This window comes from Streptomyces sp. CWNU-52B, assembly GCF_047444975.1.
Lineage (GTDB): Bacteria > Actinomycetota > Actinomycetes > Streptomycetales > Streptomycetaceae > Streptomyces.
In genome coordinates, this window is sequence record NZ_JBLFJV010000021.1 from 162463 (window position 1) to 179157 (window position 16695).

Genomic DNA, 16695 nt, shown 5'->3' on the forward strand with positions numbered 1-16695 from the left:
GCGGGGTGCTCCGCAGGGTGCTCCGCAGGGTGGGAGGAGCGGGGCTCGGGGCTTGCTGTGGTCTGTCGGCTGACGGTTGTCGGGGGTCGGGCGCGCAGTTCCCCGCGCCCCTCAAGCGCGTGGCTGGTCGCCGTCGCGGGTCAGGGCGTGTCGCCCCGTCGGCCGCCGGGTTCGGCTTCGTTGTCCTCGTCCACTATCTCCGCGTCGACCACCTGGTCCTCGTCCGCCGCCCTGGTCCGCTCCGTGCCCTCCCCTTCCTGCGGGGGTGACTGCTGGGCCTGGGCGTACATGGCCTGGCCCATCTTCTGGCTGACGGTGGCGAGTTTCTCGACGCCGGCGCGCAGTGTGTTCGTGTCGGTGCCGTCCCGGTCGTTCAGGAGGGTCTGCACCTCGGCGATCGCGGCCTCGACCTCCGCCTTCGTGTCGGCCGGGACGCGTTCGTCGTTCTCGCGGATGAACTTCTCGGTCTGGTAGGTGAGTTGCTCGGCCTGGTTGCGGGTCTCGGCGGCCTCGCGGCGGCTGCGGTCCTCGTCGGCGTACTGTTCGGCCTCGCGCATCATGCGGTCGATGTCGTCCTTGGGGAGCGCCGAGCCGCCCGTGACGGTCATCTTCTGTTCGCGCCCGGTGGCCAGGTCCTTCGCGGAGACATGCATGATCCCGTTGGCGTCGATGTCGAAGGCGACCTCGATCTGCGGCACCCCGCGCGGTGACGGCGGCAGCCCGGTGAGGTCGAAGACACCCAGCTTCTTGTTGTAGGCGGCGATCTCCCGCTCACCCTGGAAGACCTGGATCCCGACGGACGGCTGGTTGTCCGTGGCGGTGGTGAAGATCTCCGAACGCCGGGTGGGGATCGTCGTGTTGCGCTCGATGAGGTTGGTCATGATGCCGCCCTTGGTCTCGATGCCCAGGGACAGCGGGGTGACGTCGAGCAGCAGGACGTCCTTCACGTCGCCGCGGATGACGCCCGCCTGGAGCGCCGCGCCGAGGGCCACGACCTCGTCCGGGTTGACCCCCTTGTGCGGGTCCTTGCCGGTGAGCTCCCTGACCACCTCGGTCACCGCGGGCATCCGGGTGGAGCCGCCGACCAGGATGACGTGGTCGACCGCCGAGAGCTTCACCCCGGCGTCCTTGACCGCCTGGTGGAAGGGCACCTTGCAGCGTTCGAGCAAGTCGGCCGTCAGCTCCTGGAACTGAGCACGCGTCAGCTTCTCGTCGAGGTGCAGCGGGCCGTCGCCGGTGGCGGTGATGTAGGGCAGGTTGACGGTCGTCTCGGTGGACGAGGACAGCTCGATCTTGGCCTTCTCCGCGCCCTCGCGCAGCCGCTGGAGCGCCATCTTGTCCTGGCCGAGGTCGATCCCGTGCGTGCCCTTGAAACGCTTGACGAGGTGTTCGACGATCCGCTGGTCCCAGTCGTCGCCGCCCAGTTGGGTGTCGCCGTTGGTGGCCTTGACCTCGATGACGCCGTCGCCGATCTCCAGGAGGGAGACGTCGAACGTGCCGCCGCCCAGGTCGAAGACGAGGACGGTCTGCTCCTCACCGCGGTCCAGGCCGTACGCGAGGGCCGCGGCCGTCGGCTCGTTGATGATCCGCAGGACCTTGAGGCCCGCGATCTCACCCGCCTCCTTGGTGGCCTGGCGCTGGGTGTCGTCGAAGTAGGCGGGCACGGTGATCACGGCGTCCGACACGTCCTCGCCGAGATACGCCTCGGCGTCCCGCTTCAGCTTCTGCAGCACCCGCGCGGACAGTTCCTGCGCGCGGTAGCGGGTGCCGTCGACCGTGCCGCTGTCGGGGAACCGCCAGCCGGGGTCCCCCATATGGCGCTTGACGGAGCGCGCGGTGCGCTCGACGTTCGTCACCGCCTGCCGTTTGGCCACCTCGCCGACGAGCACCTCGCCGTTCTTGGCGAAGGCCACCACCGAGGGGGTGGTGCGGGCGCCCTCGGCGTTGGTCACGACCGTGGGCTCGCCTCCCTCCAGAAGGGCCACCACCGAGTTCGTGGTACCGAGATCGATCCCGACCGCACGTGCCATGTCCGTCTCCTTCCGCCCAGGCCTTCCCGCCTTCCATCACAAAACTTGAGTGCCTCTCTGTCAATGGGGCCGAGGGCGCCAGTACCCGGAAGGGTCACCGGACATGACGATGCCGCGCCCTCGTGCGGGGGCGCGGCATCGACGGGGCGACGGATGTCGCCGGGGCGGATGTCAGGCGAGCTCCGCCGTGAGCGTGATCGTCGTGCCCGTGAGCGCCTGGCTGACCGGGCAGTTCTTCTTGGCGTCCTCGGCGGCCGCGGCGAAGCCGTCCTTGTCGAGGCCCGGCACCGTGCCCTTCACCGTGAGGTGGATGCCCGTGATGCCCTCACCCGGCTGGAACGTGACGTCCGCGGAGGTGACGAGCTGGGTGGGCGGGGTGCCCGCTCCGGCGAGGCCGTTCGAGAGCGCCATGGAGAAGCAGCTGGAGTGGGCGGCGGCGATCAGCTCCTCGGGGCTGGTCTTGCCGTTCGCCTTCTCGGCGCGCGACGGCCACGACACCGGCTGCTCGCCGATGCCGGAGGAGTCGAAGGTGACGACGCCGTTGCCCTCGAGCAGGTTGCCTTCCCAGACGGTGTGTGCGGAGCGCGTTGTTGCCACGATGATTCCCTTTCGACGAGGTCCCGGTTCCGGGGTCCGTGGCACCATCCGATCACACTCGGGTCACCCTCGGGCTCACCGCACGCGAAAGACCGGCCCCCGTGCGGTGAACGGCAGGGAAGAGCCCTGCGGAATCAGGTAGGCGTGCTCGCGGCGGACCCGCAGAACGTCGCAGTAGCCGTCCGTGATGATCAGGACCGGGGCGCCCGCCGGGAAGTCCTTCGCCCGGTGCAGGACGTCGACGCCCGGCTGCAGGACCGTACCGCCGCGGCCGTGCACCCGTACCCGCCCGGCGATCTCGGTGACCGGCACGAAGCCCGCGTCGTGCGGGGCCGCGTCGCAGAAGACGACACGCGCGGCCGGTACGTCCCGGGCCTCGGCGTACGAGGCGATGGCGCCCAGCGCCTTGCCGAGCAGCGTGCGGTCCATGGAACCGGAGGTGTCGAGGACCACGCCGAACGTGCAGCGGGTGATCTCCTCGGGCGGGAAGTAGCGCCCGGCGCGCGGGATGTCGGGGGTGGCGGCCTGCCGGCGCGACGGACGCGCGTAGGGCCGCAGCGGCTCGGGGCGCGGCACGAACTCGTCGAACCAGCGCGCCAGCCGGGCGTCCCAGGGCAGCGGCGGATGGCTGAGCGCGCGGATCTCCTGGACGAGTCCGCCGGGCAGATATCCGCGCTCCTGCCGCTCGTGCAGGTCGAGGCCCCGGGCGAGGCCGCGACGGTAGAACTCGTCGAGGTCGACGCAGTCGCGGGGCGGGCCGAGGGGGCCGCCGAGGACGTCTCCCACACCCTTGCCGCGCAGGGTGGCGAGCCGTCGGTGGCGGCGCGGGTCGGTGGCGAGCCGGTCGTAGACCTCCTCGGCCGAGAGGTCCGCCAGCTCCTTGTCGTACAGCAGCCCTTCGGGCGCCGTGCCGACCTGCATCTCCACCAGCCAGGCGTTGACGACGTAGTCGCAGGCGACGTTGAAGAGGTACGGGTCGCGGGGGCCGCAGCGGTCGCCGTGGCGCAGCGCGGCGTGCAGCATCTCGTGGGCGAGGACGAACCGCCACTCCTCGTCCTCGAACCGGCGCAGCGGGTTGATGTAGATCTCGGCGGCCTCCGGGTCGACCGCGGCGACGGAGATGCCGTGCGCGCGGGCGAGTTCGGCGTCCGCGACGACCGTGATGCCGGCCGCGACCCCGCCGAGCAGCGGGTACGAGGACACGAACCAGCTCAGTGCCCGCTCCCACGGCTGGAGCCGGGTGAGGCCCCCGCGCATCGAGTCGCGCCGGCCGCCCGCCAGGTCCAGCGCGGTGGACACGGTGCGCGTCAGCGCGTGCGCGAAGGCGAGCTGCCAGTCCGGCGCGGCGCCGCCCTGCCAGGTGTCCCACGGCACCAGCACCTGGTCCGGCTCACCGCCCGCGGTGCCGCAGCGCTCGTACACGGCGGGGACACCGGCGCCGGCCCGCCGCCAGCGCGCGGCGAGCTGCTCCTCGTCGCCGTCGGGGTACGACATCGGCAGGTCCGCGGGGGTCAGACCGATGGGGAAGCCGAGCAGGAAGCGGTTGACGACGACGCACCGGGCGGCGATGTCGAAGCTGTCGGGCTGCTCCCGCGCGTCCTTGTGCGCCGGGACGTGGCCGAAGCCGAGGTGGAGGGCGGCGTGCGCGAGCGCCCAGGCCCACTCGACCGGGTCGGCGCGGCGCGTCGGATGCGCGTGCAGTACGCCGTCGGAGTCGACGCGGACGAGCCCGTCCCGGGGGGACTTCTCGCACTCCTCCTGACGGCAGACGCTGAACCCGATGGCGGCCAGCGCGCGGTTGGCCCGCACCAGCCGCATCCCCTCGGCGAACGCCTCCGCGGCCAGGTCCTTCTTGCGCCGCGGCTGCTTGCCCGTACGGCTCATCGCGGCCCCTCTCCCTGGCCGGACACCGCGCTCACCTGCGGGCCTCCACCAGTCGCGGCATGTCGCGGGCCGCCTCGACCAGGAACCAGGCGGGCAGCACGGGGTTGCCGTCCTCGTCCGAGGCGATGACGCTCTGCGCGACCTCCACCGATATCTCGGCGAGCTGCACGAGCAGCGACTTGGCGCGGTACGCGGTCTCCCGGCCGTTCGCCGAGGCGTGCTCCTTGCTGGCGGGCAGCTCCTTGACGAGGCGGCCGCGGAACGACTCGGCGAGGTAGTACAGCAGGTCGCGGTCCTCCAGGCGGTGCGGCCAGCGGGCGTCGCCCTTGATGATCGCCTCGATGCCGTACCGGCTGCGGACGATCTTCACATAGCCGCAGAAGGCGACCGCATGGGCGGGGGTCAGCGTGCCGTGCGCGATGACCTTGAGCGTCGGCTCGTCGAGCGTGGGTCCGAAGGAGCGCAGGGCGTCGGAGAGCATGTGCCAGGAGCGGGGGGTGGAGAACGGCTCCTCGGTCTTCGGCGGCTTGGACCACAGGTGGTCGGGCCGGTCGGTGAGGTGGTCGAGCACCCACGGGTGGATGTCGTTGTTCGCCGCCCACACCAGCCAGTCCTTCGACGAGGCTTCGAGGTGTACGTGCGTGAGGCGGTTGACCAGGGCCGACGCGATCGGGCGGGCCAGCGCGTTGTCGGTGGAGCGGTTGCCCGCGCCGATGACGATCGAGCCGGCCGGCAGCTCGTAGTTGCCGATGCGGCGGTCGAGGATCAGCGAGTAGAAGGCCTTCTGGACGTCCGGTGTCGCCGCGTTGAGCTCGTCGAGGAACAGGCAGTACGGCTCGTCGCGGGCGATCGCCTCCGGCGGGCAGAAGACCGAGCGGCCGTCCCGGATCTGGGGTACGCCGATGAGGTCCTCCGGGGCCAGCTGCGTACCCAGCAGGCTCACGCACTCCAGCCCGAGCGACTCGGCGAACTCCCTGACCAGGGAGGACTTTCCGATGCCGGGGGCGCCCCAGAGGAAGACCGGCCGCACGGTCGCGAGACCGAGCAGCAGTTCCGGTATGCGGGCGGGAGTGACGGTGACGGCTGCCTGCACTCGGCGGCTCCTGAGGGTTGTTGCGGGTGCGTTGCGAGGGGCGGGCGCGTCGGTGCGTGTGTCCGCCCCGGACAGTGTGGGCGGCCCGGGTCCCGCCCCGCAGCTCATTTTCGACCGCGCGACGGTCCCACGTTCTGTGTCCGCGGGTGTGTGGGGGCTGGTCGCGCGGTTCCCCGCGCCCCTGAGAAGCGGGGCTGCGCCCCGGCTTTTCGCCCCTGAGCGTCGCGGGGACCACCCGGCCGGCGGTCGGCTAGGCCGCCCGCTGATCGTCCAGGGCGGGGTTCACCGGTATCTGTGGGCCCTGGCACTCCCGGAGCCATCGCCGCAGCACCTGGTGCACCTGCTCGGCGCCGACCAGTTCCTCCGTGGCCTCGCCGGACCGGACCGGCGCGGACAGCGTGAGCGGCGACATCAGGAAGGGCCGTCCCTGTTCGCCGCCGAGTCCGCCGTGCGACCCGATCTGCTCCTCGAAGGCGAGGACCTCACCCTCCTCGGGGTCGTACCAGGAGTTCACCATGATGTCCGCGACATGCGGGAACGAGTGCGTGCGGCGTACGGCGTCGGCGGCGCCCGGACCGAAGTCCGCGAGCGGGCCGGGGTTCTCGTCGAGTTCGTCCAGCGGGATCTCCGCGCCGTGCGCCCCGAGCACGAGCCCGCCGTGCTCCTCGCTGCGCACGAGCACGAACCCGACCCCGGGATGGTTGGCGAGGGTGGTCAGCAGCGCCGGATGCCGCGCGTCGATCTCCTCGCGGCTCATCCGGTGCGGCACGTCCGGGAAGGACACCAGGCCCAGGTTGCCGGAGGCCAGCACGACGGGTTCCGACGGGGGCAGGGTCGGGTGGTACTGCTCGCCGACCTCCTCGACGGGCCTGCGCAGCGCGGCCCGTACGGCGGCCCTGGCCTCGGCGCCGCTGTGGGTGCGCCGGGCCTTGCGGGGCACCGGCAGCCCGCAGCCGGCCCGGACCAGCTCGCCGAGGCCGAGCCCGTACCGGGTGCGGAAGGTCTCGCCGGGGCTCTGGCCGTGGTCGGAGAGCAGGACGAGGCGGTAGGCGCGCGGGGCGTGCTCGGCGACCTGCGCGATCAGGGCCAGCGAGCGGTCCAGGCGTCGCAGGACCTTCTCGGCGTCCTTGCTGCGCGGGCCGGAGTGGTGGGCCACCTCGTCGTACGCGACCAGGTCCGCGTAGACGGAGGCGCGTCCGGCGAACATGTCGCCGATCACCGCCGCGACGACGACGTCCCGCTCGACGACGGTCGCGAAGGCACGGATGAACGGGTACAGGCCGCCCCTGCCGACGCGCGGGCGGCGCTTCTTGAGGCGGGCCCGGGTGGACTCGCCGATCTCACGGCCGACGTCGGCCACGAACGACATGGCGGTGCGGACCGCGTTGGCCGGGTCGGAGAAGTACGCGAAGTAGCCGGCCCGGGAGCGGTTGTCCCGGCCCCGCCTGGCGGCCACGGAGAGCACCAGGGCGAGCTGCTCGGCGCCGCCGCTGAAGAGGTTGCCGCGGCTGGCGCCGTCCAGGGTGAGCAGGCCGCCGTCGCCGGTGCGTTCGACGGCCCGGCGCTGGAGTTCGGCGGCACTGGAGGGCCGGTTGCAGACGACGATCTCCTGGGTGTCCTTCTCGTACCAGCGGAAGGCGGGGACGTCGTGGTTGGAGCCGTGCAGGATGCCGAGCTGGCTGGCGCCGGTCTGGCTCGACCAGTCGGTGCGCCACGGGGTGAGCCGGTGGGTGGTGCGGCCCTCGCCGTGGCCCAGCCAGGCGGCCACGGTGGGCATGAGGCCGCGTCCGACCGCGTCCACGAGCACGTCGTGGCCGACCCCGTCGAACTGGAGGAAGACCGTGCCGGGACTCGACAGGACTCCGGTCGGGGGTGCCTGTCTGCGGCGGCGGTCGGAGAGCCGGTACAGCCTGCGCCGGTAGGCGTCGTCGTCCCGCACGGCGAGCGCGCCGCCGGTGGCCGAGGCGACCGCCGACATCACCGCGGCGACCACCACGGCGGTCTCCGGGGCGGCGGTGCTCTGTCCGGAGGGGTCCAGGCGCAGGGCCAGGAGAAGGAGCGAGCCGTTCAGGAAGAAGACGAGGACGCCGAGGACGAGGGCCGGGACGAGGAGGAGGGCACGGACGAGGACGGGCCACACGACGGCGGACAGCACACCGAAGGCTCCGGCGCCGAGCGCGGCGGTGGCGGCGATCCGGGTGGCGCTGTCCCCGTCGGCGGACTGGAGCCTGAAGTCGGGCAGGATTCCGGCGAGCACCAGCATGGTGACCGTGGACACCGCCCATACGGCGACGCTCCGCCAGAGCGCGCTGCCCGCCCTCCGCCATCGTTCTTCGCCCACGTCACACCCACCCTCCTACCGACAAACCAGCACCCACCCTGCCACAACACCCACGGAGGCCAGGCACCCCTCAGAAGCGCAGGGAACGGCGCAACCTTCCAGAGCCCGGGGAAACGGCGCAACCTCTCAGGGACGCGGGGAACGGCGCAACCTTTCAGGGGCGCGGGGAACTGCGCAACCTTTCAGGGGCGCGGGGAACTGCGCAATCTTCTAGGGGCGCGGGGAACTGCGCGACAAGCCCCCACCGGCCCGCACCCACCCACGCCCGCCGACGCCCGGCGCCCGGTTCAGGGAGACCCACCCCGCCTCGACAGGCAGCACACACGCCGACCGCCCCCTGCCGATCAACCAACGGCACCCTTCAAAACCTGCCGACCCGCGCGGAGCGCTCAGCGGCCGTCGTACCCCGCCGTCGGCATCGACAGCCGACGATGGACCCGCGCCTTCATCTGCGCGTCGTACGCCGGTTCCGCGTGCCCGACCGTCTCCACCCGCACGCCCCGCCGGGCGCACTCAGCGGTGAACGCGTCGACCGAGGCGAGCGCGCGCTCCAGAACCCGGCGGCTGGGCGCGACGAACAGATCCACGAGACCGGCCTCGGCGTCCTCCCAGAGGGCACAGTGGTCGGGCCGTAACCCCCGCAGGAGCAGCTCCCGGGTGACCACGTAACCCCGCTCGGCCGCCCAGTGCGCGCACATGGCGTGCTGACTGCGCGAGTCCACGAGGAAGGGGTCCGCGTCCAGCTCCTCCAGCGGAGTCAGGCTGGCGATCGTCGTCACGCGAAGCATGCCGGAGGCACGGTGTGCGTCTCCCATGGCGTCCCCCCTCACCTCCGGGTTTCGCCGCCGACCCTACTCCTGCCCGTAGGGTCGGGGGGAGTCGCGCGGAGGAGGCAAAGGAGTGCCGGTGGAGATCACCTGGTGGGGTCACGCCACCTGCACGGTCGAGGATTCGGGAGTGCGCGTGCTCACCGACCCCCTCTTCGCGCGCCGGCTCGCGCATCTGCACAGACGCCGGGGAGCGCCGCCGACTGCCGAGGCGGCGGTGGCCGATGTGACGCTCGTCTCGCATCTGCACGCCGACCATCTGCACGTGCCCTCGCTGTCCCGGCTCGCCCCGGACACCCTGCTGCTGGTGCCGCGGGGCGCCCGGCGCGCGGTGCCCGGACTGCGCAGGCTCGGCCATCTGCGGCTCATCGAGGTGTCGCCCGGCGACCGGGTCAAGGTCGGTGACCTGGTCGTACGGGTCGTCTCCGCTCGGCACGACGGACGGCGGCTGCCGATCGGACCGCATCGCGCGCCCGCCCTCGGCTATGTGATCGAGGGCGAGTCCCGCACGTACTTCGCCGGGGACACGGGCCTGTTCGACACGATGGCCGAGGAGGTGGGACCGGTCGACGTGGCCCTGCTGCCGGTCGGCGGCTGGGGGCCGCACCTGGGCGAGGAGCACCTGGACGCGGGCCGGGCCGCCGACGCGCTGGCCCTGTTGCGGCCGCAGAGCGCGGTGCCGGTGCACTACGGCACGTACTGGCCCATCGGCCTGGATTCCGTGCGCCCCCATGAATTCCATGCACCAGGTGCCGAGTTCGTGCGCCTGTCCGCCTTGCGTGCGCCCGGTGTGACGGTGCACCGGCTCGACCACGGCGAACGTGTGCGACCGAAGATCGCGGGGTACCGCTCTACCTCTGAGGACGCGCCGGCCGACCGGGGCGACGACGGGCGGGAGGGCGAGACCCGGTGAGACATGTGCTCGCCGCCGCGGTCACGAGCGTGCCGACGGAGGCCACGCAGCAGGCCCTCGGCTATCCGTCGCTGTTCCTGCTGGTGCTGTTCGGTGCGCTGGTGCCGGTGATCCCGACCGGTGCGCTGGTGAGTTCGGCGGCGGTGGTGGCCGTCCACCAGACGGCGCCCTTCGCGATGGCGATGGTCTTCGTGGTGGCGTCGGTGGCCGCCTTCCTCGGGGACATCGCGCTGTACTGGCTCGGCCGGCGCGGCATGAAGTCGAAGAACGGCTCGCGCTGGCTCGCGGCGATACGCGACCGCGCGCCCGAGGACCGGCTGGCCCAGGCCCAGGAGAAGCTCGCCGACCACGGGGTCGCGGTACTGGTGCTGTCCCGGCTGGTCCCCGCGGGGCGTATCCCGGTGATGCTCGCCTGTCTGATGGCGAAGTGGCCGGTACGCCGGTTCGCCCACGGGAACGGCCCGGCCTGCCTGGCATGGGCCGCGACGTACCAGCTCATCGGCGTACTCGGCGGCTCCCTGTTCGAGGAACCGTGGGAGGGCGTGGTGGCGGCGGTACTCCTGACCGTGGCAGTCAGCGTGACCCCCACCCTGTGGCGCAAAGCCCGAAACACCACACCCCGCTAGACACCGCAGCGTTTCCCTCACGGGGCCGCGGGGAACAGCGCAACCTTTCACTCCGGCCGGCGGGGAACGGCGCGATCTTTCAGGGGCGCGGGGAACTGCGCGACAAGCCCCCACCGGCCCGCACCCGACGGACAACGGCGCCCCACCCACCCCCACTCACCGAGCCCCACCGCCCAGCAAGTCGAACGTCGCCCCCAACAGACGCAACCCACCCTCCACATGCGGCAGCACCAACGGCTCCGGCGCCATCAGAGACACCCCGCGCTCCTCACCGGTCGCCCCGAGAAACGCCCCGGTCCCCAACCGCACCCGCAGCGCCCCGAGATCGTCCCCGAACCGATGCCCGCCCGGGGCCGGCATACCCAGCCGGCCACTGAGGAAGTCCTCCAGCTCCTGCGCGTCACCGACCCCGAACGCACCGAGCCCGGACCGCAACGGACCGAGGTCGGCGTACAGATGACGCCCCGCCCGCGGGGGCCGGACCAGCGCACCCGCCGTGACGAGAACCCGGTACACGGCGGCAGCCACCCCCGCGTGCAGCCGTACGGACGCACCGAGCCGACGCGTGATCTCGTCGGGCTCACCGAGCGCGTACGCCGCCGCCCCGGCGACCGGCGCGGCGACACGCGCGCCGAGCGCGGTGAGGACGTCCAGCACCCGCTCACGCAGCTCCGTACCGGTGTCGCCGGCGGGGAACCTGGCGACGGCGGCGGGCCAGCCCGCCGGGAGGAAGGGACCGGAGAGGTCGGTCAGGACGGTGACCCGCCCGGGGAGCATCTCGGCGGGACTGAGCAGCACGGTGTCCCTCGGTTCGTGCAACGTGTCGCGCCAGGTCTCGTCGCTGACCACGTGCAGCCCCTCGCCCGCGGCGGCCTCCATGGTCTCGTGGACCACTTCGGGCGGCGCGACGGTGGCGGTGGGGTCGTCGGCCACGGACAGGACGAGCAGCCGCGGGTCACCGCCCTCGGCCCGCACCCGCCGCACGGTCTCCAGGAGGGCGTACGGGTCCGGGAGTCCGCCGCACTCGGCGGGCGTCGCCACGGGGAAGACGGAGCTGCCCAGCAGGCGGGCCTGGGGCGACCACCAGGCCGCGCAGGGCCGGGGCACCAGCACGTCACCGCCGAGCGCGGCGGTCAGTGCGAGGAGCAGGGCGGGTGCGCCGGGGGCCGCCACGGTCCGGTCGCGGTCGACGGGCAGACCGCGCCGGGCCCAGTAGCCGCAGGCGGCGTCCAGGAGCGCGGGGCCCCCGCCGGTCGGCTCGGTGTGCGCGCCCGTCGCGGCGGCGGCCAGTCCGGGCAGCAGGGGCAGGCCGTGGCCCGGGAGGGGCGGGCCGTAGCGGACAGGTCCGTGCCCTTCCGGAGCGGTCCGCCGCATCGGTGTGCCTCCCATCCCCTGTCCGTGGACCTTCGCCGAGTCAACCGGTCCAGGTCTCCCCGCGGTGGCGCAGCCGGTGGGCGGCGGCGCCGAGCGCGCCCGCGATGAGGACTCCGCCGGACACGAGGGCGATCGTGGAGTCGTTGAAGGTGCCCCCCTCACCGGCGTGCACCCCGTGCCGGTCCCCCGTGCCGTGGGAGTCGTCCGGGGACACCGTGAAGGACGCGCTCCACTTCTTCCTCTCGCCGCCGTGCTCCCCGGGGCAGACTCCGTCGACACTCCACTCCGACGCCCCTCCGACCGCGTCGGGCCCGCCCTTCGCCACGTGCGCGGCGGAGGCGATACGGGCGGTGCCGCTGTAGGTGACGTCGCCCCCCGGCTTCTCCTTGCCCGCCGGATCGTCCTGGCCCCCCAGCTCGTCGGCACCCGACGGTCCCTCGTCCGGTCCCGGGTCCTCCGGCGCCGTCGCGTCGTCGAGGGCCATCGGCTCGTCCTCGGCCGTCGGGACGGTCGGGATGTCGGCCCCCATCGGGTCGTCAGGTCCCGCGGGGTCCTCCTCGTGCCCGGAACCGAAACCGGAACCAGCACCGGGCCCCGGCCCGGTCCTGTGTCCGGTCCTGTGCAGGCGCACGCTGCCGTGCTCGAAGGCCCGGGAGGCGGCCTCGATGGTCCCGGGCGGGTTCCCGCCGGTCGACGCGCAGGTGACGGAGACGGTGACGCTGCCGCCGGGCGCCACCGTGCGCGGGCTGACCTCGGCCCCCGAGTTCGCGGTCGCGGCCGTCGCGGCGGTGCCGAGTACGAGGGTGGTGAAGGCGGTGGCGGACAGTGCGCGAGCGGTACGGCTCAGCGGCATGGGGCTCGGTCTCCTTCGGCCGTCGGCGGGGACCCCCACGCCCGTGTGCGGCGCCGGAGGCGGGGCACGGCCGGCAGGCGGTGCCCCGCAGCCCATCAGAGCCCGCCCACGGCCAAGGCGCGCGCGGCCGGACACCATTCGTGCCATGCGGACGCCCGAGCGGGTGACGGGAGCCCGCCCGCACCCGCATCCGCGCCGGAACATCGGGGAACGACGCTTGGGCCGCCGTCTCAGGGGTACTCCGGGCCGCTACGGGCGGCCTGCGCGACACACACGGGAAGCAGAGCCGGGCACAGGACGGAAAGGACCGGAAACCTCATGCGTATCGCGTTTCTGATGGCGCCGGAGGGCGTCGAGCAGATCGAACTCACCGACCCCTGGAACGCCGTCCGCACCGCGGGTGGCGAACCCGTGCTGCTGTCGACCGAGCATGGACAGATCCAGGCGTTCGACCATCTCGACAAGGCGGACGTGTTCCCGGTGCGGCAGGTCGTGGGCGAGGCCTCGGCCGACTCCTTCGACGGCCTGGTCCTCCCGGGCGGCGTGGCCAATCCCGACGCGCTGCGCACGGACGAGCGGGCGGTGTCGTTCATCGGCGACTTCTTCGCGCAGGGCCGGCCCGTCGCCGCGATCTGCCACGCCCCGTGGACGCTCATCGAGGCCGACGTGGTCCGCGGCCGTACGCTCACCTCGTGGCCGAGCCTGCGCACCGACATCCGTAACGCCGGCGGTACCTGGGTCGACGAGCAGGTGGTGGTCTGCGACGCGGGCCCCTCGACCCTCGTCACCAGCCGCAAGCCGGACGACCTCAAGGCGTTCTGCGAGGCGTTCGTCCCCGTGTTCCAGTCCCGGAGCCGGCCCCGGAACCAGGCCTAGAGCCCGACCCGGCTGAGGCCGACCCGACCCGACCTGGCCCACCCCGGCCCTGACCGGCCCGCGAGGCGCTACCGGACCCGTTCGACCCGTCGCTCGTCCCAGACCGGCTCCGTCGTCTCCCGCACTCGGCCGTCGCTGCCGAACACCAGATAGCGGTCGAACGCGCGAGCGAACCACCGGTCGTGGGTGACGGCCAGCACCGTTCCCTGATAGGCCTCAAGACCCTCCTGGAGGGCCTCGGCCGACTCCAGGTCGAGGTTGTCGGTGGGCTCGTCGAGGAGCAGGGCCGTGGAGCCCTCCAGTTCCAGCAGGAGGATCTGGAAGCGGGCCTGCTGGCCGCCCGAGAGCCGGTCGAACCGCTGCTCCGCCTGGTGCGTCAGCTCGTACCGCCGCAGCCGGGACATCGCCGCGCCGCGGTCCTGGGCGTGCTCGCTCCACAGGATGTCGAGCAGGACGCGCCCCTCCAGCTCGGGGTGCGCGTGGGTCTGCGCGAAGTGGCCGGCCACGACCCGCGCGCCGAGCTTCCACTTCCCCGAGTGCGCCACCTCGCCGCCCGCGAGGAGCCGCAGGAAGTGCGACTTGCCCGAGCCGTTCGAGCCGAGCACGGCGACCCGTTCGCCGTAGAAGACCTCCAGGTCGAAGGGGCGCATCAGGCCCGTCAGTTCGAGCCCCTCGCACGTCACGGCCCGTACGCCGGTGCGGCCGCCGTGCAGGCGCATCGTGATGTCCTGTTCGCGCGGCGGCTCGGGCGGCGGTCCGGCCTCCTCGAACTTGCGCAGCCTGGTCTGCGCGGCGTGGTAGCGCGACGCCAGCTCATGGCTGATGGAGGCCGCCTGGCGCAGATTGAGCACCAGCTTCTTGAGCTGGGCGTGCTTCTCGTCCCAGCGCCGCCGCAGCTCCTCGAAGCGCGCGAAGCGCTCGCGGCGGGCCTCGTGGTACGTGGCGAAGCCGCCGCCGTGCACCCAGGCGTCGGCGCCTGCCGGGCCCGGCTCCACGCTGACGATCTTCTCGGCGGAGCGGGCGAGCAGTTCCCGGTCGTGGGAGACGAACAGCACGGTCTTACGGGTCTCCCGCAGCCGCTCCTCCAGCCAGCGCTTGCCGGGGACGTCGAGATAGTTGTCCGGCTCGTCCAGGAGCAGCACCTCGTCGGAGCCGCGCAGCAGCGCCTCCAGGACGAGCCGCTTCTGCTCACCGCCCGACAGGGTCCGCACCTCGCGGAACTGCGCCGTGTCGTAGGGCACGCCGAGCGCGGCCATGGTGCAGACGTCCCAGAGCGTCTCGGCCTCGTACCCCTGGGCCTCGGCCCAGTCCGACAGAGCCTGCGCGTACTGCATCTGCGCGGCCTCGTCGTCGACGGTCATGATGGCGTGCTCGGCGAGGTCCACGGCTCGTGCCGCCTCGCGGATCCGGGGCTGGGCCACCGACACGAGCAGGTCGCGCACGCTGGTCTCGTCCCGCACGGAGCCCACGAACTGGCGCATCACACCGAGTCCGCCGCTCACCGTGACGGTGCCGCCGTGCGGTTTCAGCTCGCCCGAGATGAGCCGCAGCAGGGTCGTCTTCCCGGCGCCGTTGGGCCCCACGAGCGCCACCGCGGCCCCTTCGCCCACCCGGAAGGAGACGTCGCCGAGCAGCGCCCTCCCGTCGGGAAGGTAGTACTCCAGGTGCGCGGCTTCGAGATGTCCCATGGTCGCGCATTGTCCGTGGGCGGAGGGCGCCGGAGCAAACCGATATGCGAGGCAGGGGCCCGCTGGGGTAGACGATGGAGCATGACCGTTGAAGTAGACCTCACCGCCACGGGGCCAGGACACGCCCTGCTCGACCGGCTGATGGCCGTGGACCTCCGCCTCTTCGAGGCGGTCGCGGCCCGGCACTGGCCGGGTGCCGACCCGCTGCTGCCGAGGCTGAGCCGCAGCGCCAACCACGGGCTGCTGTGGTTCGGCGCGGCGGCGGCCCTCGCGGCGACCCGCTCACCGCGGGCGCGGCGCGCGGCCGTGCGCGGGGTCGCCTCGCTCGCCCTGGCCTCGGCCACGATCAACACGGTGGGCAAGCGCTCGGTACGCCGCCCGCGCCCCCGGCTGGACGCCGTACCGGCGATACGGCAGCTGAAGCGGCAGCCGATCACCACCTCCTTCCCCTCGGGTCACTCGGCGTCCGCGGCGGCCTTCGCGACGGGTGTCGCGCTGGAGTCCGGCCCGCTCGGCGCGGTGGTGGCGCCGGTGGCCGCCGCGGTGGCCCTGTCCCGGATCTACACGGGCGCGCACTTCCCGAGCGACGTGCTCGCCGGGGCGGCGTTCGGTGTGGGCACGGCCTTCGCGGTACGCGCTCTCGTGCCGACCCGTGACCAGTTGCCGCTCCCGGGCCGGCCGCACGCGGACGTGCCCGCCCTGCGGGACGGCGAGGGCCTGGTGCTCGTGGTCAACCAGGCGGCCGGCACCTCGGACCGGATGCGCGCCATAGCCGACGCCCTGCCGCTCGCCGAGGTCGTGGAGTGTGAACCGGCCCACCTGATCGCCGAGTTGGAGAAGGCCGCGACCCGGGCGGAGGTGCTGGGGGTGTGCGGCGGCGACGGCACGGTGAACGCGGCCGCCACGGTGGCCCTGCGCCGGGACCTGCCGCTCGCCGTGCTGCCCGGCGGCACGCTCAACCACTTCGCCAAGGACCTGGGCGTGGAGGACGTACGCGGCCTGAGCCGTGCCCTGGCGGCGGGCGAGGCCGTCCGGGTGGACGTGGGCCGGTTCTCCGCCGGTGACCAGGAGGGCTACTTCCTGAACACGTGCAGCCTGGGTGTCTATCCGGAGCTGGTGCGCGAGCGGGACCGCTGGTCCAAGCGGATCGGCGGCTGGCCGGCCGGAGTGGTCGCGACGCTGCGGGTCGTGCGGGCCGGCCGGCATCCGCTGCGGGCCGAGGTCGACGGCAAGGGGCGCCCGCTGTGGCTCCTGTTCGCCGGGAACGGCACCTACCACCGGACGGGGCCGCTCCCCGCCCGCCGCCACGACCTCGCGGACGGCCGCTTCGACGTGCGGGTCGTGCACGGCGGCCGGTTCCCCGCTCTGCGGCTGTTCGCCGCGGCCGCCGCGGGACCGCTGACCCGTTCGTCCTCGCACTCGGCGGTCAGCGTCAGCGGACTGCGGGTACAGGGCGTCGAGCCGGGCACGCTGCTCGCCTACGACGGTGAAGTCATCACGGTGGAGGGCGATGTGACGCTCCAGAAGCTCCCGCGGGCCCTGACGGTGTACCGGCCGGGCACACCTCGCTGACAGCCTGTCAGTCCGCATGGC

The 16695-nt window shown here is 73.0% G+C and carries 13 protein-coding genes; 4 read left to right on the plus strand and 9 right to left on the minus strand.

Annotated elements, in window-relative coordinates; all coding sequences use genetic code 11:
• Positions 1–140: 140 nt before the first annotated feature.
• From dnaK to ACLVWQ_RS21675, 6 genes are all read right to left on the minus strand, one after another.
• The gene (gene dnaK, locus ACLVWQ_RS21650) at positions 141–2030 is read right to left on the minus strand and encodes a molecular chaperone DnaK (RefSeq protein ID WP_414110731.1); all 1890 of its coding nucleotides are present in this window, start codon (positions 2028–2030) and stop codon (positions 141–143) included.
• Positions 2031–2201: 171 nt separating this feature from the next.
• Positions 2202–2627, minus strand: coding sequence for an OsmC family protein (locus ACLVWQ_RS21655; RefSeq protein WP_414110732.1), 426 nt, complete (start codon positions 2625–2627; stop codon positions 2202–2204).
• Between the two features lie 75 nt (positions 2628–2702).
• The gene (locus ACLVWQ_RS21660) at positions 2703–4511 is read right to left on the minus strand and encodes a DUF2201 family putative metallopeptidase (RefSeq protein WP_414110733.1); all 1809 of its coding nucleotides are present in this window, start codon (positions 4509–4511) and stop codon (positions 2703–2705) included.
• A gap of 31 nt (positions 4512–4542) precedes the next feature.
• Entirely contained in the window at positions 4543–5604 is a 1062-nt protein-coding gene (locus ACLVWQ_RS21665) for an ATP-binding protein (RefSeq protein WP_414110734.1), read from the minus strand.
• Between the two features lie 250 nt (positions 5605–5854).
• Positions 5855–7945: an alkaline phosphatase family protein gene (locus tag ACLVWQ_RS21670; protein WP_414110735.1), complete on the minus strand. Its 2091-nt coding sequence runs from the start codon at positions 7943–7945 to the stop codon at positions 5855–5857.
• A 389-nt stretch (positions 7946–8334) separates the two neighbouring features.
• Positions 8335–8760, minus strand: coding sequence for a hypothetical protein (locus ACLVWQ_RS21675; RefSeq protein WP_414110737.1), 426 nt, complete (start codon positions 8758–8760; stop codon positions 8335–8337).
• Positions 8761–8845: 85 nt separating this feature from the next.
• Here ACLVWQ_RS21675 and ACLVWQ_RS21680 point away from each other — a divergent pair, with 85 nt between their 5' ends.
• Positions 8846–9685, plus strand: coding sequence for an MBL fold metallo-hydrolase (locus ACLVWQ_RS21680; protein WP_414110738.1), 840 nt, complete (start codon positions 8846–8848; stop codon positions 9683–9685).
• Positions 9682–10311, plus strand: coding sequence for a DedA family protein (locus ACLVWQ_RS21685; RefSeq protein ID WP_414110740.1), 630 nt, complete (start codon positions 9682–9684; stop codon positions 10309–10311). The genes ACLVWQ_RS21680 and ACLVWQ_RS21685 overlap by 4 nt, the downstream gene beginning before the upstream one ends.
• Positions 10312–10467: 156 nt before the next feature.
• On the opposite strand, the gene ACLVWQ_RS21690 is transcribed toward ACLVWQ_RS21685, so the two are convergent.
• Both ACLVWQ_RS21690 and ACLVWQ_RS21695 read right to left on the minus strand, forming a co-directional pair.
• Positions 10468–11685 (minus strand): aminotransferase class I/II-fold pyridoxal phosphate-dependent enzyme, encoded by a 1218-nt coding sequence (locus tag ACLVWQ_RS21690; protein WP_414110851.1) that lies wholly within the window; start codon positions 11683–11685, stop codon positions 10468–10470.
• A gap of 40 nt (positions 11686–11725) precedes the next feature.
• A complete protein-coding gene (locus ACLVWQ_RS21695; protein WP_414110742.1) occupies positions 11726–12538 on the minus strand; it encodes a hypothetical protein in 813 nt (270 codons plus the stop codon).
• Between the two features lie 318 nt (positions 12539–12856).
• On the opposite strand from ACLVWQ_RS21695, the gene ACLVWQ_RS21700 reads away from it, so the two are divergent.
• Positions 12857–13414: a type 1 glutamine amidotransferase domain-containing protein gene (locus ACLVWQ_RS21700; RefSeq protein ID WP_414110743.1), complete on the plus strand. Its 558-nt coding sequence runs from the start codon at positions 12857–12859 to the stop codon at positions 13412–13414.
• 68 nt (positions 13415–13482) lie between these two features.
• Here ACLVWQ_RS21700 and ACLVWQ_RS21705 read toward each other — a convergent pair whose 3' ends face one another.
• Positions 13483–15102 (minus strand): ABC-F family ATP-binding cassette domain-containing protein, encoded by a 1620-nt coding sequence (locus ACLVWQ_RS21705; RefSeq protein ID WP_414110744.1) that lies wholly within the window; start codon positions 15100–15102, stop codon positions 13483–13485.
• A gap of 81 nt (positions 15103–15183) precedes the next feature.
• Between ACLVWQ_RS21705 and ACLVWQ_RS21710 the strand changes: the two genes are divergently transcribed.
• Positions 15184–16674 (plus strand): bifunctional phosphatase PAP2/diacylglycerol kinase family protein, encoded by a 1491-nt coding sequence (locus tag ACLVWQ_RS21710; protein WP_414110745.1) that lies wholly within the window; start codon positions 15184–15186, stop codon positions 16672–16674.
• Positions 16675–16695 lie beyond the last annotated feature (21 nt).